The sequence below is a fragment of the Cryobacterium sp. CAN_C2 genome, from assembly GCF_015751745.1.
GTDB lineage: Bacteria > Actinomycetota > Actinomycetes > Actinomycetales > Microbacteriaceae > Cryobacterium.
In genome coordinates this window covers 1-18,833 of the sequence record NZ_JADOUX010000028.1, presented here as the reverse complement: position 1 = coordinate 18,833, position 18,833 = coordinate 1, and the positions used below count along the sequence as shown (strand labels likewise).

Annotated in this window: 17 protein-coding genes and 1 other RNA gene; 10 read left to right on the top strand and 8 right to left on the bottom strand. The window is 63.6% G+C overall.

The annotated features are described in order from the left end of the window. Nucleotides 1–195: 195 nt before the first annotated feature. The 5 genes from IWX77_RS15885 to rnpB all read left to right on the top strand — a co-directional run bounded on the left by IWX77_RS15885 (nt 196) and on the right by rnpB (nt 3,524). The gene (locus tag IWX77_RS15885; protein ID WP_327012251.1) at nt 196–906 is read left to right on the top strand and encodes a GAF and ANTAR domain-containing protein; all 711 of its coding nucleotides are present in this window, start codon (nt 196–198) and stop codon (nt 904–906) included. 216 nt (nt 907–1,122) lie between these two features. Next, on the top strand, nt 1,123–1,398 hold the full coding sequence (locus tag IWX77_RS15880) for a hypothetical protein (RefSeq protein WP_196845526.1): 276 nt from the start codon (nt 1,123–1,125) through the stop codon (nt 1,396–1,398). An 81-nt stretch (nt 1,399–1,479) separates the two neighbouring features. Beyond that, on the top strand, nt 1,480–2,298 hold the full coding sequence (locus IWX77_RS15875; RefSeq protein WP_196845525.1) for a Nif3-like dinuclear metal center hexameric protein: 819 nt from the start codon (nt 1,480–1,482) through the stop codon (nt 2,296–2,298). Nucleotides 2,299–2,358: 60 nt separating this feature from the next. Further along, nucleotides 2,359–3,096, top strand: coding sequence for a zinc ribbon domain-containing protein (locus IWX77_RS15870; RefSeq protein WP_196845524.1), 738 nt, complete (start codon nt 2,359–2,361; stop codon nt 3,094–3,096). A gap of 48 nt (nt 3,097–3,144) precedes the next feature. Further along, nucleotides 3,145–3,524, top strand: an RNA gene (gene rnpB / locus IWX77_RS15865) — RNase P RNA component class A. Between the two features lie 66 nt (nt 3,525–3,590). Here the strand turns inward: rnpB and ppgK are convergent. Together ppgK and map are read right to left on the bottom strand one after the other, a co-directional pair. Next, entirely contained in the window at nt 3,591–4,349 is a 759-nt protein-coding gene (ppgK, locus tag IWX77_RS15860; RefSeq protein WP_196845523.1) for a polyphosphate--glucose phosphotransferase, read from the bottom strand. A 29-nt stretch (nt 4,350–4,378) separates the two neighbouring features. After that, nucleotides 4,379–5,242, bottom strand: coding sequence for a type I methionyl aminopeptidase (gene map / locus IWX77_RS15855; protein ID WP_196845522.1), 864 nt, complete (start codon nt 5,240–5,242; stop codon nt 4,379–4,381). A 12-nt stretch (nt 5,243–5,254) separates the two neighbouring features. Here map and IWX77_RS15850 point away from each other — a divergent pair, with 12 nt between their 5' ends. Next, nucleotides 5,255–5,443: an SPOR domain-containing protein gene (locus tag IWX77_RS15850; protein ID WP_196845521.1), complete on the top strand. Its 189-nt coding sequence runs from the start codon at nt 5,255–5,257 to the stop codon at nt 5,441–5,443. Between the two features lie 32 nt (nt 5,444–5,475). On the opposite strand, the gene panB is transcribed toward IWX77_RS15850, so the two are convergent. Then, nucleotides 5,476–6,327, bottom strand: a complete 852-nt coding sequence (panB, locus tag IWX77_RS15845) for a 3-methyl-2-oxobutanoate hydroxymethyltransferase (RefSeq protein WP_196845538.1) — start codon at nt 6,325–6,327, stop codon at nt 5,476–5,478. Nucleotides 6,328–6,459: 132 nt separating this feature from the next. On the opposite strand from panB, the gene IWX77_RS15840 reads away from it, so the two are divergent. Both IWX77_RS15840 and IWX77_RS15835 read left to right on the top strand, forming a co-directional pair. Beyond that, on the top strand, nt 6,460–7,797 hold the full coding sequence (locus tag IWX77_RS15840) for a glutamine synthetase family protein (RefSeq protein WP_196845520.1): 1,338 nt from the start codon (nt 6,460–6,462) through the stop codon (nt 7,795–7,797). Between the two features lie 38 nt (nt 7,798–7,835). Next, complete coding sequence (locus IWX77_RS15835) at nt 7,836–10,931, top strand: bifunctional [glutamine synthetase] adenylyltransferase/[glutamine synthetase]-adenylyl-L-tyrosine phosphorylase (RefSeq protein WP_196845519.1); 3,096 nt, start codon at nt 7,836–7,838, stop codon at nt 10,929–10,931. A 121-nt stretch (nt 10,932–11,052) separates the two neighbouring features. Here the strand turns inward: IWX77_RS15835 and glnA are convergent, their stop codons facing one another. Beyond that, complete coding sequence (gene glnA, locus IWX77_RS15830; protein ID WP_196845518.1) at nt 11,053–12,477, bottom strand: type I glutamate--ammonia ligase; 1,425 nt, start codon at nt 12,475–12,477, stop codon at nt 11,053–11,055. A gap of 144 nt (nt 12,478–12,621) precedes the next feature. Here glnA and IWX77_RS15825 point away from each other — a divergent pair, with 144 nt between their 5' ends. Beyond that, entirely contained in the window at nt 12,622–13,050 is a 429-nt protein-coding gene (locus IWX77_RS15825; RefSeq protein WP_196845517.1) for an RDD family protein, read from the top strand. 85 nt (nt 13,051–13,135) lie between these two features. Here the strand turns inward: IWX77_RS15825 and IWX77_RS15820 are convergent, their stop codons facing one another. Genes IWX77_RS15820 through lipB form a run of 3 tightly spaced genes read right to left on the bottom strand, consistent with a single transcriptional unit; the run spans nt 13,136 to nt 15,557 of the window. Beyond that, on the bottom strand, nt 13,136–13,843 hold the full coding sequence (locus IWX77_RS15820) for a DUF4191 domain-containing protein (RefSeq protein ID WP_196845516.1): 708 nt from the start codon (nt 13,841–13,843) through the stop codon (nt 13,136–13,138). A gap of 47 nt (nt 13,844–13,890) precedes the next feature. Further along, on the bottom strand, nt 13,891–14,880 hold the full coding sequence (gene lipA / locus IWX77_RS15815; RefSeq protein WP_196845515.1) for a lipoyl synthase: 990 nt from the start codon (nt 14,878–14,880) through the stop codon (nt 13,891–13,893). Next, nucleotides 14,877–15,557 (bottom strand): lipoyl(octanoyl) transferase LipB, encoded by a 681-nt coding sequence (gene lipB / locus IWX77_RS15810; protein WP_196845514.1) that lies wholly within the window; start codon nt 15,555–15,557, stop codon nt 14,877–14,879. The genes lipA and lipB overlap by 4 nt, the downstream gene beginning before the upstream one ends. A gap of 248 nt (nt 15,558–15,805) precedes the next feature. Here lipB and IWX77_RS15805 point away from each other — a divergent pair, with 248 nt between their 5' ends. Next, nucleotides 15,806–17,698, top strand: a complete 1,893-nt coding sequence (locus IWX77_RS15805) for a protein kinase domain-containing protein (protein ID WP_196845513.1) — start codon at nt 15,806–15,808, stop codon at nt 17,696–17,698. 43 nt (nt 17,699–17,741) lie between these two features. Here IWX77_RS15805 and IWX77_RS15800 read toward each other — a convergent pair. Further along, the coding region (locus IWX77_RS15800; protein WP_196845512.1) for a 2-oxo acid dehydrogenase subunit E2 at nt 17,742–18,833 on the bottom strand (1,092 nt) is incomplete at its 5' end.

Sequence of the window (18,833 nt, the reverse complement as noted above, 5' to 3'; positions counted from 1 at the left end):
GAGGGATACTCAGGGCGCGTCTACCGAGCGACCGGAATGGTTTGGGCCCAGCTCAATCCTTCCGTGGCAGACAAGCTTCTGATTGTTCACGGTCACGCCTTTATTGACGGACGAGCGGTTCGAGAACTGGCTGAGAATGTAGTGACACGACGACTGGATTTTTCGTCGGTGCTCAAGTCTTAGGATGGAATTCTGGTGACAACAATCCGGGAAGGTCAGCTCGTTGAGACCTTCGTTACCCTGGCCGATACTCTCGTCGCCGATTACGATGTGGTCGACTTGCTACACACGCTCGTCGAGAAATGCGCCGCCCTCCTGGAAGCCTCGGCAGCCGGTATCATCCTGTCGGCCGGCGATGGCAAGCTTGAAGTCGTCGTGTCGACCAACGAACGTAGCCGCCTAGTCGAAATTCTCCAGCTACGAGCCGGGAGCGGTCCCTGCGTGGAGAGCTTCACAACCGGCCAGGCCGTTGCTATCCCCGACATCGAGAGCACCGGTGACCAATGGCCGAAATTTCGGGCGGGTGCCCTCGCCCAGGGCTTCGCGTCCATGCATGCCGTTCCTCTTCGACTGCGTGCCACGACCATCGGCTCCCTCAATCTGTTCTGGGACCGTACCGGGGGATTGAGCGCGGCGGACACCAAAACGGTCCAGGCTCTCGCGGATGTCGCGACTATCGGCATCCTGCAGGAGCGCGCCATTCGCGAGAGCGATATTGTTCGCCAGCAGCTGCAGCACGCGCTGAGCAGTCGGGTGCTGATCGAACAGGCCAAGGGTGTGGTCGCGTACACCCATCGCGTGCACATGAGGGATGCCTTCGACAAGATTCGCGACTACGCCCGAAACAACGGTCTTCCCCTGGCAGACGTGGCCGAACGCATCGTGAATCGCTCGCTCACCCTTTAGCATCACGATCTCCGGAAGGTCGTCCGGGCCCTGAAATGGCCCAACATGCGAGATCGCCGAGTTTTCCTCAATTTGGGGTAGACCGGGCATATACTACTTTTGCCGCCCCAGACCCTGGTAGCACGTGAATTTTCCGTGAGCTTTCGAGGGGCGATCATGAAACGCATATTTCACCCGGGCGGTTCAGTTATAACGGGCAGTGATTTGGCTGACGCGGTGCTGCTCTATGCCGAGGCACTGTGCAACCGGCGCCAAGTCGATGTCGTGGACATTCCCGTGGTGGGCCGCGACGGACATCTTCTTCGAGCTCAATTCTTGATCGGTTCCGCAAGCCAGTTGATGAGCCTAACAACCGAGGGCCAGTCGCCGGAACTGGTGGAACCGGAAACAACTGACTTTCTGCACCGCAAAGCCCAATCGGGCGCCATGATTCCCGCCGCCTGGACCCGGGAGGAGTCGGCTGCCGCGCAGTTCGACGACTTCGACTACTGACTACCTTCCGCCGGCCACGGAGCATTGGGTTGAACCGTGTCTGGCAAGGCCCCTGCGCCGGTCTCCCGGTAGGCTGATCGAGTGCCATTCTCGCTAGCCGACGTTACCCGCGTCGCCCACACCCTGTGGCCCCTCGACGGCGCCGAGGACTGGGACACCCCGGGCCTGATCAGCGGTGGTCCTTCGCAGCCGGTGCACCGCATTCACCTCGCTGTCGACGCTGTCGCCCACACCGTCGACGAGGCGATCGCGGCCGGGGCCGACCTGCTTGTGACGCATCACCCGCTGCTGCTGCGCGGTGTCACGAGCGTTGCCGAAGATCGTTATAAGGGCGCCCTGCTCAGTCGGCTGATCCGTGCCCAGTGCGCCCTGCTGGCCGCCCACACGAACGCAGACGTCGTTGCTGACGGGGTGTCCGATGTCATCGCCACCCGACTCGGGCTGGTTGACAGGACCCCCATCACGGACAGTGTCGTGCCCGGAACCGGTATCGGCCGGGTGGGTCGTCTCCCGCGCCCGACAACCCTCGGTCACCTCGCGCATACTCTGTTGGCTCTGTTGCCGGCGACGGCGTCGGGTGTGCGTGTCGCTGGCGACTACGCCGCACCGGTCACCACGGTCGCCCTGTGCGGCGGCGCGGGTGATTCGTTGCTGCGCCAGCCCAAGGTGCTCGCAGCGGATGTCTACATCACCTCCGACCTGCGCCATCACCCGGCGTCCGAAGCTCGAGAGCAGGCCCTCTGTGCGGGCGGACCAGCGCTGATGGACGTGTCGCACTGGGCCAGCGAATGGCTCTGGCTGGAACCGGCGGCGGCACAGCTGCGCGAAGCCCTGCCGGGGATGACGGTCACAGTGAGCGATCTGAATACCGACCCGTGGGACTTCGCCGTTGTGCACTAATAATGTCCGGGTCACTCCATTCCGCACCACATCTCACTTCCAGCGTTAGGTCAGAACATCGTGAAGGCATCACCACTCCAGCAGAAGGAACTTCTGCGGCTTCAGGCCCTCGACATCAAAGTTCTTCAGCTCAGCCACCAGTCGAAGTCGCTCGTGCAACACACCGAGCTGGCCGCGCTCAATCGTGAGGCGGAAGCCAGCCGTATGAAGATGCTCGGCCGGTCGGGCGAGCTCGACGATGTGCGCACCGAATTGGGACGCATCGAGAGCGACGTAGAGGTCGTCGAGAAACGGATCGCTCGCGATAACGACCGTCTGCAGCACACCTCCTCGATCAAGGACATCCAGGCCTTGGACTCCGAAATCGCCTCGCTCAAGAAGCGCCTGTTTGACCTCGAAGAGATCGAGATCGCTGTGTTGGAGCGTCAGGAAGAGCACGAAGCCGCCGTCGCGGTGGTGGAGAAGGAACGTGATGCCATCGCCGAGCGCGTGAGCGTTACCGAATCCGCGCGCGATGAGGTGCTGGTTGACCTCACCCGTCAGCTCGGCGAACTCACCCGGGACCGTGCCACCGTGGCCGCAACTATTTCCGATGACCTCGCGGCGCTGTATGAGCGCCTGCGCATCACCGGCCACGGCAATGCTGCAGCCCTGTTGCGCGCCCGCACCTGCAGCGGATGCACGATGACACTGACCGGCAGTGACCTCGCTGACGCCCGCCAGGCGCCGGGCGACGAGGTCATCTTTTGTCCCGACTGTGGCGCAGTCCTGGTGCGCACGGAGGAATCCGGAATCTAGCCCGGGTACAGGGCGGGTTCACCCGCCCTGTAGGCTTGATTTTCGGAATGGGTCGGCAAGACGGTCGCGTCATGCGTTTGAACTTCGGATCAAGCGGATGCCGAGGAACGTCCGGGCTCCACAGAGCAGGATGGTGGGTAACACCCACCCGGGGTAACCCGCGAGATAGTGCCACAGAAAGTAGACCGCCACTGGCGCAAGCCGGAGGTAAGGGTGAAACGGTGGTGTAAGAGACCACCAGAGGCCAGGGTGACCTGGTCGGCTCGGTAAACCTCGTCCGGAGCAAGGTCAGACAGAAAGCGTTGAGGCGGCTCGCCGAGCTTTCGGGTAGACCGCTAGAGGGCTGCGGCAACGTAGTCACGAGATAGATGGCCGTCGACGGTGTGCAAACACCTGGACAGAACCCGGCGTACTAGCCGGCCCGTTTCCCCCGCCGGTCCGGCGAGGTTGGTGCCGCCGAATCGGGCCTGGCGGGAGCGGGCCCTGCAGCGGGTCTAGCCGGGAAACCGAGCCGCCAGGGCCGCCGCCCCGAGGATTCCGGCATTGTTGCGGTGCACGGCGGGAATGATCCGGGTTTTCAAACGGAGCAGCGGAAGAAAGTTCTCGTGGTGCTTGGAGACCCCTCCGCCAACTATGAACAGGTCGGGGGAGAAGAGCAGTTCCAGCGTCGAGTAATACTTCTGCAGGCGTGCAGCCCACTTGTCCCAGCTGAGATCGTCACGTTCCTTGGCCGAGTAGGCCGCGCGGGTTTCGTAGTCGTAGCCGTCGATCTGCAGGTGGCCCAGCTCCGTGTTGGGCACCAGCACGCCATCGTTGAGGAGCGCTGAACCGATACCGGTACCGAGGGTGGTCAGTAGCACGACGCCGGGTACGCCCATGGCTGCACCGAATTGCGCCTCAGCATACCCGGCCGCATCTGCGTCGTTGACAAAGTGAATCGGGAGATCAAGGCCTTTTTCAAACAGTGCCTCAGCGGCCAGGCCAATCCATTTCGACGAGACGTTCGCCGCCGACATGGTGTGCCCGTTCTTCACGACTGCAGGAAAGCAGACACCGACCGGCAGGTCGCCGACGTCTTTCGAGACCGTTGCGAGCAAGGTCCGAGTGGTCTCGACGATGTCCTGTGGGCGCCCGCCGCGCGGCGTCGGCAACTTTACACGGTCAGAGAGAAGCACGCCGGTCAAGAGATCAACCACCGCACCCTTGATTCCCGTACCGCCGATGTCGATACCGATTGCCGTCGTTGCCGTCATGTGTTGAACCTATCTGCTCGAAAAGTTTGTCAGGCCAGGGTCAAGATCTCGGCGCCGCGCTCGGTCACCACGAGGGTGTGTTCAAACTGCGCGGTCATGCTGCGGTCGCGGGTGAGCACCGTCCAGTCGTCGCTCCAGATGTCCCAGTCGCTGGTGCCGAGGGTGAGCATCGGCTCGATGGTGAACACCATTCCGACCTCCATGACCGTGTCGTACTGCGGTGCGTCGTAGTGCGGAATGATGAGACCGGAGTGGAAGGCCTCGCCGACGCCGTGGCCCGTGTAGTCGCGCACGACACCGTAGTTGAACCGTTTGGCATAGGACTCGATGGCGCGACCAATCACGTTCACCTCGCGACCCGGAGCGACGGCTTTAATGCCGCGAGCGAGCGCCTCCCTGGTTCGTTCGACGAGCAGCGTCACCTCCTCGCTGCCTTCGCCGACGATGAACGTGACGTTGGTGTCGCCGTGCACGCCGTTCTTGAACGCCGTGATGTCGATGTTGACGATGTCGCCGTCTTCGAGCACCGTGTCGTCGGGGATTCCGTGGCAAATGACCTCATTCACCGAGCTGCACAACGCTTTGGGGTAGCCGCGGTAGCCGAGCGTCGAGGGGTAAGCGTCGTGGGCAACCATATAGTCGTGACCGATGTGGTCCAGTTCCTCGGTCGTCACGCCGGGAACAATAGCCCGCCCGACAGCGGCAATGGCCTGGGCGGCGATTCGTCCGGACTCACGGATGAGTTCGATCTTCTCGGCCGAATAGACGTCTGAGCCGGTGAAAGTGTTCGGCCCCTTCTTGCCCACGTACTCCGGGCGAACGATGTGGGACGGAACGGAACGGGTCGATGACACCGTTCCAGGGACGAGGTGACCAATTGAATCCTTAGGCATAAGATCTAGCTTATGGCCGAGGACAAAGAACACGCATTCTGGTACAACATGCGCACCGGCGACGTGGAGCACGGCTTGCAGTCAGCGTCGCTTGATCGGGTGGGGCCGTTCGCAACGCGCGACGAGGCAGCCCATGCCCTAGAAAAGCTGCGCGCGAACAGCGCCAAGTGGTCGGAAGACGACGCCCGCGACGCCCGCTGACCGCGGCCCATCCTGAGTCAGCACGGGGTCCTCTACTCGTAGCTGTGCTCGGCAGCCGGGTAGGCGCCTGACTTGACGTCGGCAGTGAACCGCTGAACAGCATCCATCAGCACCGCCCGTACGTCGGCGTACTGACGCACAAATTTGGGCACCCGACCGCTGGTCATCCCGGCGAAATCCGTCCACACCAGCAGCTGGCCATCAACGGATGGCCCGGCCCCGACCCCGATGGTCGGAATCGACAGCCGTTCCGTGACGCGGGCGGCGACCGTGGCTGGCACCATCTCCAGCACTACGGCGAACGCCCCGGCGTCTTGCACGGCGAGGGCGTCCGCGATGAGTTCCTCGGCAGCCTCACCCCGGCCCTGAATGATGTGGCCACCCAAACCGTGTTCGCTCTGTGGGGTGAATCCCACGTGGCCCATCACGGGGATTCCGGCCGAGACGATACGTCTGATCTGCTTGTGGCTGCGCCGTCCGCCTTCGAGCTTCACCGCGTGCGTCTGGGCTTCCTTCATGAACCGCACGGCTGTCGCCAGGGCCTGGTCCGGACCGCTCTCATACGAACCGAACGGCATATCGGCGACGACGAGCGCACGCGTGACCGCGCGAACGACGGCACGCGTCAGCGGGATGAGCTCGTCGACGGTGACCGGGAGGGTCGTCTCGTACCCGAACACGTTGTTGCCGGCCGAATCGCCCACCAGCAGAAAATCGATCCCGGCGTCGTCGAAAATTTGGGCGGTGAGCATGTCGTAGCTCGTCAGACCCGTAATGGGGATGCCCTGCAACTTGGCGTTGTGAAAATGGCGGGTGCGCACTCGCTTGGGGCCGGCCTCGGCGCTGTACGGATGCTGCGCAGTAGCAGCGTCGGGAGAAACCATCGGGGCGGGATCGGGTGCTGTCGATTCTGGCATGCGACAAGTGTAGTCAGGCAAGCAATCGTGCTTGGAGCCAGTAGCCTAGACAGTAGTTATTCAGGTACGTACCTGTTGGAGCAATCAGAAAGAGCGTGAATGGACAAGCAGCGCGACTTCGTTCTTCGGACCATCGAGGAGCGAGGAATCAAGTTCGTTCGACTCTGGTTCACCGATGTCGTCGGTACCCTCAAATCGGTGGCTATTGCCCCCGCCGAGGTCGAGGGTGCCTTCAACGAAGGCCTCGGTTTCGACGGCTCAGCGATCGAGGGCCTCACTCGTTCCTTTGAAGCGGATGTCCTGGCCCACCCCGATCCCACCACCTTCCAGATTCTGCCCTGGCGCGGTGAAATCGATCCCACCGCGCGCATGTTCTGCGACATCACCACACCCGACGGCCAGCCCGCCGTGGCCGACCCGCGCAACGTGCTCAAGCGCACCCTCGCCAAAGCGGCCGACCGCGGCTTCACGTTCTACACCCACCCCGAGGTGGAGTTCTATCTGCTCAAGTCCTCGAAGTACGGCAAGAACGGTCCTATACCGGTCGACTCGGCCGGCTACTTCGACAACGTTCCCGGCGGGACGGCCCATGATTTCCGTCGCCGCTCCGTGCGTATGCTCGAAGACCTCGGCATTTCCGTGGAATTCAGCCACCACGAAGCCGGTCCCGGCCAGAACGAAATCGACCTGCGATATGCCGACGCGCTCACTACCGCCGACAACATCATGACTTTCCGCACCGTAGTCAAGGAAGTCGCGATCGAGCAGGGGGTCTACGCGACATTTATGCCCAAGCCCATGTCGGAACACCCCGGATCCGGTATGCACACCCACATGTCGCTGTTCGAGGGTGACGCGAACGCGTTTTACGAGGCCGGAGCCAAATACCAGTTGTCCAAAATTGGTCGCCAGTTCATCGCCGGGCTGCTCAAGCACGCCCCGGAGATCACCGCGGTGACCAACCAGTTCGTCAACTCGTACAAGCGACTGTGGGGCGGCGACGAAGCGCCGAGCTTCGTCTGCTGGGGCCACAACAACCGCTCAGCATTGGTGCGCGTGCCGCTCTACAAGCCCAACAAAGGCCAGAGTGCCCGCGTCGAGTACCGAGCGATTGATTCTGCCGCCAACCCGTACCTTGCGTATTCGCTCATGCTGGCCGCCGGCCTCAAGGGCATCGAAGAGGGCTACGAGCTGCCGCCCGAGGCCGAAGACAACGTCTGGAGCCTCAGCGACACCGAACGTCGTGCGCTCGGCTACACGCAGCTGCCGGCCAGCCTCGATCACGCCATCCAGTTCATGGAGGAGTCCGAACTCGTCGCGGAGACGCTCGGCGAACAGGTCTTCAACTATGTTCTGTTGAACAAGCGGCAGGAGTGGCGTGACTACCGGTCGCAGGTCACCCCGTTCGAACTGCAGAAGAACCTGGAGATGCTCTAACTCGTCAGTTGTGTCGATGATCGAAGGAATCACCCGCGATGGAGCGTTTGCAATTGACCCAGACCGAACTTGTTCGGGTCGGTTTCGTTGACCTCGCCGAGGTGCGTGTTCGGCTCGACGAGGTCGCTCTGCTGGGTACGGGCAGCCCGCCCGGCGGCTCAAGTTCGACCGGCCGGTTGACCGATACCCGCGCGCTGTTGCCGCTACTCACTGCAACGGCAAGCCCGGATGCCGCGCTCGTCGCGCTCGTCGCCCTGCTGCGACAGGGATCGGCCGAACTATTCGAACTGCTCCAGTCGCCCGCGACGGCTGCGCGGTTACTGAAGGTTCTCGGAGCGTCGAGCGGGCTCACCGAATTCTTTCTTCGGCATCCAAGTGAATTGTCGGTTCTGGCGACACCGATGGCTGCGCTGCCCAGCGTCGACGAGCTGGTGAGCGACCTGTTGGACTCGGTCGGCGCGGCCAACGGATTCTCCCACGTCGTCGATGATGCGGCTTGGGTTGCCCTGCGGGTGCGCTACCGCCGCCGTCTGGCCCAGCTCGCAGCGTTCGACCTCGAGCAGAACGACCCCGTGGCCGGGCTCGACGGCATCGCCCGCAGCTTGGCAGACCTCGCCACAGCAGCCCTCGAGGCCGCCCTCGCGGTCGCTCGGACCATGTCCAGCGGGGACATGGCCGGGCGTGGAGTCTTTCCGACCGAACAGGTGTGCGCCACCCGCCTCGCCATTATCGGCATGGGCAAGGCCGGCGCGAGTGAACTCAACTACGTGAGCGACGTCGACGTCATTTTCGTCGCTGACGGCGACGAAACGGCCGGCCTGGAGAGCTCTCGTGCGGTCGAAATCGCCACCCGGCTGGCCGTGCTGATCATGCGCGGTCTCAACGAGTCCTCCGTCGAACCCGAACTCTGGGAGGTCGACCCCAACCTGCGGCCGGAAGGCAAGAGCGGAGCTCTTGTGCGATCGATCGAATCACACCTGGCCTACTATGACCGCTGGGCCAAAAGTTGGGAATTTCAGGCACTGCTTAAGGCCCGCACGCTGGCCGGTGACCGTGAGCTCGGAGCCCGCTACATGGACGCGGTCACTCCCAAAATCTGGAGCAGCGCCAGCCGGGAGAATTTCGTCGAATCCGTGCAGCGGATGCGGGAGCGGGTCACCGATAACATCCCCGACGACGAGGTCGATGTGCAACTCAAGCTCGGTCCGGGCGGATTGCGCGATATAGAGTTCACGGTGCAACTGCTCCAACTCGTGCATGGCCAGGCCGACCCCGACGTTCGACAGGCCGGTACCCTTCCGGCCCTGACCGCGCTGGCCACCGCCGGGTACGTGGGCCGGGCCGAAGCCACCGAATTCGCGCAGGACTACCGCATGCTGCGTCTGATGGAACATCGGCTGCAGTTACAGAAGCTCCGCCGCACTCACCTGGTTCCGCGGGACGAAGCGAATCTGCGGGTACTGGCCCGGTCGACAGGTCTGGCCACCAGCGCGGCCGGACTGTCCGTGCGCTGGTCGGAAACCAAACAACGGGTGCGCGGCCTGCACGAGCGGCTGTTCTACCGCCCCCTGCTGTCGGCGGTGGCATCGCTCCCGGCTGATGGCCTGAACCTGACGAGTGCACAGGCCGAAGCACGTCTGGCGGCAATCGGATTTCTCAACACCAAGGGCGCTCTGGCGCACATCGCTGCCCTCTCCGGTGGAGTATCTCGACGAGCGGCCATCCAGCGGCACCTGCTGCCCGTGCTGTTGCAGTGGCTGTCGCAGGGAGCCGACCCTGACTACGGCTTTTTGGCCTTCCGTCGCCTCAGCGATAACCTCGGCTCGACCTACTGGTTCCTGCGCATGTTGCGCGATTCCTCCGGCGCCGCCGAACGCCTCACTCGGGTGTTGTCCGGAAGCCGATACATCGGCGAGCTGCTGGAGAAGATCCCTGAAGCGGTAGCGTGGCTTGAAGATGAGGCCGATTTGCAGCCTCGCCCGCTCAAATCTCTTCGGGACGAAGCCAGAGCGGTACTGGGCCGGCACGAGAGCCCGGATGCCGCCGCGACCATTTTGCGCGCCGCCCGCCGCCGCGAGATGCTCCGTCTGGCCTTCGCCTCACTGCTCGGTCAGATCGATCTCGACCAGCTCGGGCAGGGGCTGAGCGATGTCAACGCTACCTATATTCAGGGCGTCATCGCCGCCATTCGTGGGGGAGACCTGATCGTTCAGGGTGGTTCTGACCGGTCTGACGGCGGCGCGGCCGACCGCGACGGTATTGAATTCGGTGTGATCGGCATGGGCCGGTTCGGTGGCGCGGAGCTCGGTTTCGGCTCCGATGCCGACGTCATGTACGTGTTCCGCGCTGGTACTGTCACCGGGGAAGCGGCCAACGACCGTGCCCGGTATATTGTGCGCGAACTCAACCGGCTCACCGAAGACGGGCGATTGCCGCTCGACCTGGACATCGGGCTGCGGCCCGAGGGCAGCAATGGGCCCGTGGTGCGGTCGCTCGACTCGTACCGGGCGTACTACCGCCGCTGGTCGCTGACCTGGGAAGCCCAGGCGCTCCTCCGCGGTCGTGGTGTGGCCGGCGACGCCGCGTTGCTGCGGGATTTCGAGGCCGTGGCCGACGAGGTGCGGTACCCCATCGCCATCAGCGAGCAGGCCGTACGTGAGGTTCGCCGCATCAAGGCTCGGGTCGAGAACGAACGTCTGCCGCAGGCCGCAGACCCGAACCGGCACCTCAAATTGGGGCGTGGATCGCTCAGCGACGTGGAATGGCTGGTCCAGCTGCTGCAGTTGCAGCACGCGGCAGCGATTCCGGCGTTGCGCACGACGTCGACGCTGTCGGCGTTGTCGGAGGCGGTCAGCGCCGGATTGATACCGGCAGCGGATGCGGCGGTGTTGCGCAGCGCATGGATCTTCGCGTCCCGCGCTCGCTCGGCGATAACGCTCTGGACGAATCACACCTCGAACGTGTTGCCCACCGATCGCGCGGCCCTCGAGGGCATCGCTCGCGTCATGGAATACCCGCCCGGTTCGGGCAACCAGCTCGAGGATGACTACCTCGCCGTGACTCGACGGGCCCGCGCCGTGTTCGAGAGGCTGTTCTATGGCCCCGTGGAGCGTCCGGGGGCCACCGTCGGCTGATCGCACCCGAGCCGATATGGGGGCCGGTCACACGCCACACACGCTCCCAGAAACGAGAAAGGGACCGCATCCGAAGATGCGGTCCCGGCGCTCTATTCGCTATCGCTGCAGTGGCTGGAGCCTACACGCCGTAGTACAGCTCGAACTCAAACGGGTGCGGACGCTGGGCGAGCGGCTTGATCTCGTTTTCGCGCTTGTACTCGATCCAGGTCTCGATCAGTTCGGGTGTGAACACGTTTCCGGCGAGCAGAAAGTCGTGGTCGGCTTCGAGGGCCTGCAGGGCCTCCTCGAGCGAGGCAGGAACCTGGGGGATGTTCTTGGCTTCCTCGGGCGGCAGCTCGTAGAGGTCCTTGTCGACGGGTTCGTGCGGCTCAATGCGGTTCTTGATGCCGTCGAGACCGGCCATGAGCTGCGCGGCGAAGGCGAGGTACGGGTTCCCGGACGCGTCGGGAGCGCGGAACTCGAGGCGCTTGGCCTTCGGGTTGGTTCCGGTGATCGGGATGCGGATCGACGCCGAGCGGTTGCCGGCCGAGTAGACCAGGTTGACCGGAGCTTCGAAGCCGGGAACGAGACGGTGGTACGAGTTGACCGTGGGGTTAGTGAAGGCGAGGACGGCCGGGGCGTGCTTGAGCAGGCCTCCGATGTACCAGCGAGCCACGTCGGACAGTCCGCCATAGCCGGCCTCGTCGTAGAACAACGGCTTACCGTCGGCCCACAGTGACTGGTGGGTGTGCATGCCGGAGCCGTTGTCGCCGAACAGCGGCTTGGGCATGAACGTCGCGGTCTTGTTCCAGTCGTGCGCCGTGTTCTTGACGATGTACTTGAACTTCAGCAGGTCATCGGCCGCGTGCACCATGGTGTCGAATTTGTAGTTGATCTCGCCCTGGCCGCCGGTGCCGACTTCGTGGTGGCTGCGCTCGAGCACGAGGCCCGATTCGATCAACTTGAGGCAGATGTCGTCGCGCAGGTCGACGTGCTGGTCGACCGGGCTGACCGGAAAATAGCCGCCCTTGAACGGGGTCTTGTTGGCGAGGTTTCCGCCGTCTTCCTTGCGACCTGAGTTCCAGGCACCCTCACTGGAGTCGACGAAGTAGTAGCTCGTGTGCTGGTTCACTTCGTAACGCACGTCGTCGAAGATATAGAACTCCGCTTCAGAACCGAAGAAGGCGGTGTCGCCGATGCCCGTGGAGGCGAGGTACTTCTCGGCCTTCTTGGCCACCTGGCGCGGGTCCTTGGAGTAGATCTCACCATTGCGCGGGTTGTAGATGTCGAAGAGCATGATGAGCGTCTTCTCGGTGCGGAATGGGTCGAGGTACGCGGTCGAAACGTCTGGGATGAGCTGCATGTCGGATTCGTGGATCGACGCGAAACCGCGGATCGAGGAACCATCGAACATTTGGCCAACGGTGAAGAACTCTTCGTCGACGGTGGATGCCGGAATGTTGAAGTGCTGCTGCACACCGGGGAGATCGGTGAAACGGATGTCAAGAAACTTGACGTCATTGTCTTTAATGAATTTGAGCACTTCGGACGAATCGCGAAACATGCGGAATAACTCCAGACGACGAGGGCGTGGACACGACCGAATCGGACACATCGGCTTTACTGAGATTAGTTGCGCTGCGTTACTTGTCCGTGACGCTTATGTTTCGCCCATGTTACAGGGACGCCCCGTCGGTAGACTCGTCGGGTGCCAGACTCCAACTCCCGCCCGAACACTTTTGGTCAGCTTCCGCCCAGCAAATGGCCGGGGGAGCGCCTGGGATTACCCCGGATCGGGCCCAGTTCGATTGGCCGTCCCGGGCGACGCCTGCTCGGTTTCACCATTGATTGGGCCATCGCCATCGGGGTCTCGGCGATCTTCTTCAACTACGACCCGGCTGCCAACTTGATTATTTTCGTCATTCTGCAGATCGTGTTCATTCCGACCATTGGCGCCAGCATCGGTCACCGGCTTGTCGGGCTACGGCTCATTTCCATCCACGGCGGCTGGGTCGGCGTGTGGCGTCCCGTTGTGCGCTCCGTGCTCCTGGGAATTGCCCTTCCCGCTCTGGTCTGGGATTCCGACCAGCGCGGTTTTCACGACAAAATCGCGGGTACGGCTCTCATCCGCCAGTAGTGCGGAGTCGGTGAAAACTGCGTTAGCGAGAACAAGGAAGGGTCGGGCGCTGCGCGCCCGACCCTTCCTTCGTTTCTGGTGACTGTTAGCCGCGCTGCGGGCGTGCCTTCATCGGATCGACGCCCTTGGGAATAGGAAGCTTCGTACCCATGGAGTTGAGCCGGTTGTTGACGGCGAGTACCTCGGCCTTGGTCAGGGTGGGCTTGATCCGGGTCAGGCGGCGTGCCAGCCTGTGCAGCGGCACGGCGTCCTCATCGGGCCCGACTGAGATCACCGTTACTCCGACGTTTCCGCCGATGCGCACGATCTTGCGCTTTTCTTCGTCGAGCATGCGTGTGGTGCGTGTCTTCGGACCCTCGCTGATCAGTACGACGCCGCCGCGACCGACCGCACGATAGATCGCATCCTGCGTCTTGCCGTTGACGGCAACCGGCATCTCACTACCGACCCAGCCACGCTTGAGTGAGCTGCGCAACACGGCCCCCACGGCTCCGGGCTGACCCTCGATCTGCGAATATGCGGCCTTCTCGGCGCGGCGACCCAGAATGATGAGCATCGCCAGAATACCGGCGAGCACGCCGGCGACGATCCAGAGCACCATCGTGAAGACGTTGCTGCCCGGGATCAGCAGGGCCAGGGCCAGGCTGATCAGAACGGGTATGAGGAAGGCCAATACCAGAATCCAGACGATGTTTGAGTCATAGCGTCTCGTCATCTGGAAGACCTGCCACATTTGCTTCAAGCGGCCGGGCTGTTTTGGTTTTTTGGGGGTCTTTTCCTTGCTGCGTGCCATGGGTATAAGACTACCCAGTCACTCGAATGCCGCGTGACCGAATTCGGTCACGAAACGGCCTGGGCAAACCCGAGTTGGGCATCCGCCAGCTGGCGCAATTCGGCGGGGATTTCCCGACCGGTCGCGACCATGGACTGGGCCCACAGCCGACCAGCACGATAGGAGGAGCGCACGAGTGGCCCGGAGAGAACGCCCAGAAAGCCAATCTCCTTGGCCTCCTCGTTGAGCTCAACGAACTCTTCCGGGCGCACCCAGCGGGCGACGGGCAGGTGCCGGGCACTCGGGCGCAGGTACTGCGTGATGGTAATGATGTCGGTTCCGGCGTCGTGCAGGTCGTGCAGCGCCTGGGTGATCTCGGCGCGTTCCTCACCCATACCGAGGATGAGGTTCGACTTGGTGATCAGTCCGGCGTTGCGACCCTGCGTGAGAACGTCGAGCGACCGGTCATACCGAAAGGCCGGGCGGATGCGCTTGAAGATGCGCGGCACTGTTTCCACGTTGTGAGCGAAAACCTCCGGTGCGGCGTCAAAGACCTGAGCGAGGTGCTCCGGATTGCCGGAGAAGTCCGGCACGAGAATCTCGACGCCGGTGCCGGGGCTTTGCTGGTGAATTTGACGGATCGTCTCCGCGTAGAGCCATGCGCCCTCATCGGGCAGGTCGTCACGGGCTACGCCGGTCACGGTGGCATAGCGCAGGTTCATCGTCACCACGGATTCACCCACCCGGCGTGGTTCGTCGGTGTCGTAGTCCGCCGGTTTGCCGGTATCGATCTGGCAGAAGTCACACCGTCTCGTGCACTGGGAACCACCGATCAGGAAGGTGGCTTCGCGGTCTTCCCAACATTCAAAGATGTTCGGGCAGCCAGCCTCCTGACACACGGTGTGCAGATTTTCGCTCTTGACCAAGCTTTGTAGTTTCTGATATTCCGGTCCCATTTTGGCGACCGTCTTGATCCAGGCGGGCTTGCGTTCGATCGGCGTTTCTGCGTTGCGAATTTCCAGGCGCAACAGTTTGCGGCCTTCGGGTACTGTGCTCATGCGTTCGTCCTGACGGTGTCGAGGCTGGCGGGGTTGGTGCTGACGGAATTCAGGCTCGTTGCGCGAAGGAAGGCGGCCGTGATGGGGTCGATGAGTTCGCTCGGGTCGATGGTGCGTCCGAGCACGCGTGACATCGTGGTTACGCCCGCATCGCGAATTCCGCAGGCGATGATGCGCGAATAGGGTTCGAGCGAGTTGCTGCAGTTGAGTGCGAAACCGTGCATGGTCACCCCTTGGGCGACCCGGATTCCGATGGCGGCGATCTTGTCTTCGTGGTCGGCCGGTCCGACCCACACACCGGAGCGTCCGGCGACCCGGACGGCATCGATGCCGAATTCGACCAAAACCTCGATCAGGATGCCCTCGAGCGACCGAACGTATCCGACAACGTCGACGGGTTCCTGCAAATGCAGGATCGGGTAGCCGACCAACTGGCCGGGGCCGTGCCAGGTGATCTTGCCACCTCGATCTACGTCGATGACCGGCGTGTCATCGACGGGTCGTTCCTCGGACAGGGTGCGTTTACCGGCGGTGTACACAGCCGGGTGCTCCAGGAGGAGGACGGTGTCCGGTCGCTCATGGGCGACGACGGAACGATGGACTGCGCGTTGGAGCTCAAGGCCCTCAACATACGGCACGGAGTTGGCGCTTAGCCCCGCGACGACAAAGTCGAGCATCTGCCCAGTCTAGGGGGCAGAGGACCCCCCCAGCGCCAGCGATGCGGGTGACCTCTTTTGCATCGCCACTGCATTGCCACTGCATTGCCACTGCACTGCCACTGAATTGCCACTAAATTGTCGCTGCCGCTCCACGTAAGCTCCACCAGAACAACTCGCAGCTCCTCCACACTGACGCCGCTGCCGTGTTGTGCACGGATGCGGGATGCTCGCGTCGGGCGGCCCGGATCACGTTGGATCATGATCGCGTGAGAGTACACAGGGATCCCGACGAGTCGGGCACGGCTGCAGCAGCGTCTGAAACCGACGCCGTCATTGCCGGCCACCGCGTGATCCGGTTGCTCGGCACGGGGAATCGGGCCGTGGTCTACCTGGGACACTCCGGTACGGGTAGCGCGGTGGCCCTGAAGGTTTTTCGCGCCGACACCGAAGCAGCGAGCATCGAACTTGATATCGCCGTGCTCACGTCGGCGGCCGCTCCCGGGCTCGTACGTCTGCTGGACGTCGCGCGACTTGGCGATGGTCGCATCTGCCTGGTCTTGGAACGGCTGACCGGGGGGTCCCTCGCCCGGTACCTGGTCGAATACCCAAGCTTGTCACCCGGCGAGGTCGTGACCCTTCTCGCCCCGGTCACCGTAGCCCTGGACGCCATGCACACGTCGGGCTTTGCACTCGGGAGCGTCAGCCAGGCCACAATTCTGCTCGACGCGAGCGGCCGTGCCGTGCTGACCGGCTTTGGTGCAGTTCGGCGGCTCGGTGAGGTTCCCCGAGAACGGATGCCGTTGCTGCGCGCCGACTACGCACGCCTGGGCGTCGTGATGCAGTCCCTCTGCGACAAGCTCGATACGTCGGACTCGCGTCGGGGCAGCGCGGCTGCGTTGCTTCGGAAATTCCAGACCGCCCTGCAACCGGCGGTGGATCGATCAGGCTCAGGTCCGGTCGATGCCGGAGCGTACCCCGGTTCGGCGCTGCAAGCCCTCGAGCACGACCTCTTCGAATGGGCCGACGCCGAGCCCCTTCGAGGCTTTGAACCCGCCACACGACCCCATGCGGCCGCACCCGCCGAGGACACTCCCGCGGTCGAGATGTGGGCACGTCACGTTGACAGTGTGCGGCTCCGCCGTGGTCTGGTCGGCACGGCAGAGCTGCCCGACAGGAGGGAGCCGGATCCACTCGACCCTGATCGATCCGAGCCGGCTCGGGGTGCCAGGGACTGCCACTCGGATAATGACTTCGCTGACGAATCCGGCAATGATCTCGGCGCCGATTCTGGCGATGACTTCGACAATGACAATGACAACGACAACGACAACGACAACGACAACGACGACTACGACGACTACGACGACTACGACTTGAACGACGACGACGACGTCTCCGCCGTCGGGCAGACCCACGGGCACGTCGGCCGCGGTCGCGACGCTCTCCGCGGACTCTCCGGGCTGAGCGCCGCCGTCGTACGGGGGCTGCGGCCTCAGGCACGGCTCCAAGGGGTGCTGGAGAGCGCGGTTGACTCGCAGCCGCTCAAAGCCGCCGGGCACGCACTGCGCAAACGACTGCATGGCCGCCAGCGGCCCCTTCTGGTGGCGGCTCTGGGCAGCCTCAGCATTGTCGTGCTCGCACTGACACTGTTTCCGGTATCCGGGCTTGCCGGTGATGCGGGGCGCGCCAGCGAAGCAGGCATGAGCGGCACGGTGGAGGTCTCCACCATTCCGCCAGCACCACCTCCCGCACCAACTCCAGCTCCAGCACCAGCGGATACTGCGGGCTCGGCCGGAGCGGCCGCCGAGGATTCAGCGGCGATAGCGGGGGATGACCCCGTAGCGGCCGTTCTGGCGCTGCTCGCCCGTCGAGCGACCTGCCTGGCCGCCGCGTCCCTCGTCTGTCTGGCTGACGTCGATCAGACCGGGTCGGCGATGCTGGCAGGAGATAGTTACAACGCCCGCGAACGCCAGCAGGATGGATCCGGCCGGGGATTGGCCGACTATCTGGGATTCTTGCCGTCCCTCGCCGCACGAAGCGGAAACCTCGCCGTCGTCGCGTTGACCCCGGACCGAGGGCAAGAAAAAAGCCAGCCGGCCTCGGTCCTTGTGGTCAAGGGCGAGGGCGGCTGGCGTCTTCGTGATATTTTCGACAACTGAGTTGGCACCGAGACGACTGGAGGGTACCGATCAAGCGGAGCTGTCAGATGCCGAGGTTGCCTTCGAACGCACCGGCTTCGAGCCGTGCCTTCATCGTGGTGAGGAAGCGGGCTGCATCCGCACCGTCGATGATGCGGTGGTCGTAGGACAGGGCGAGGTACACGCTCGACCGGATCGCGATCGAGTCAAGACCGTCGTTGGTGACAACGAGCGGCTTCTTGTAGACGATCCCGGTGCCGAGAATGGCACTCTGCGGTAGGAAAACGACGGGCGTGTCGAAGAGGGCACCGCGCGAACCGGTGTTGGTCAGCGTGAACGTTCCGCCACTCAATTCGTCGGGCTTGAGCTTGTTGTTCCGGGTGCGAGCTGCGAGGTCGGCGATCTGGGCGGCGAAACCGGCCAGGTCGAGTTCCCCGGCGTTGCGCACGACGGGAGTCAGCAGGCCGCGCTCGGTGTCGACCGCAATGCTGATGTTCTCCTGGGCCGGGTACACGATGGTGTCGCCCTCGATCGTGGCGTTCACGATCGGAATGGCACGCAGGGCTTCGGCGGCAGCGAGGGCGAAGAACGGCAGAAACGAGAGCTTGTTGCCTGTTTTCTCAGCAAAGGTCCCCTTGACCCGGTCGCGGAACATGGCGACGCGGGTGACGTCGACCTCGACCACGGTCGTCAGCTGAGCGGATGACTGCATGGAGATGACGGCGCGCTCGGCGACGACCTTGCGCAGGCGGGACATCGGCTGGGTGGTTCCGCGCAGCGGCGAGACCTCGACCACCGGGGCAGCGGCGGCCGTTCCGACAGCCGAGGCGGCCCGCACGATGTCTTCCTTACGGATGCGTCCGCCCACTCCGGTGCCGCTGATCGTCGACAGGTCTACGCCCGCTTCGTTCGCGAGCTTGCGCACGATCGGGGTGACGTAACCGCTGGTGCCGGCGTGTGAGCCACGAGCCGCCGGTGCGGCTGCGACCGGGGCGGGGGCCGCGACGGGTGCTGCCGCGACGGGTGCTGCTTCAACCGGTGCGGGTGCTGCCGCGACGGGATCGGGCGTGGCGACCGGAGCCGCAACGGGCTCGGGCGTGGCGACCGGAGCCGCAACGGGCTCGGGCGTGGCGACCGGAGCCGCAACGGGCTCGGG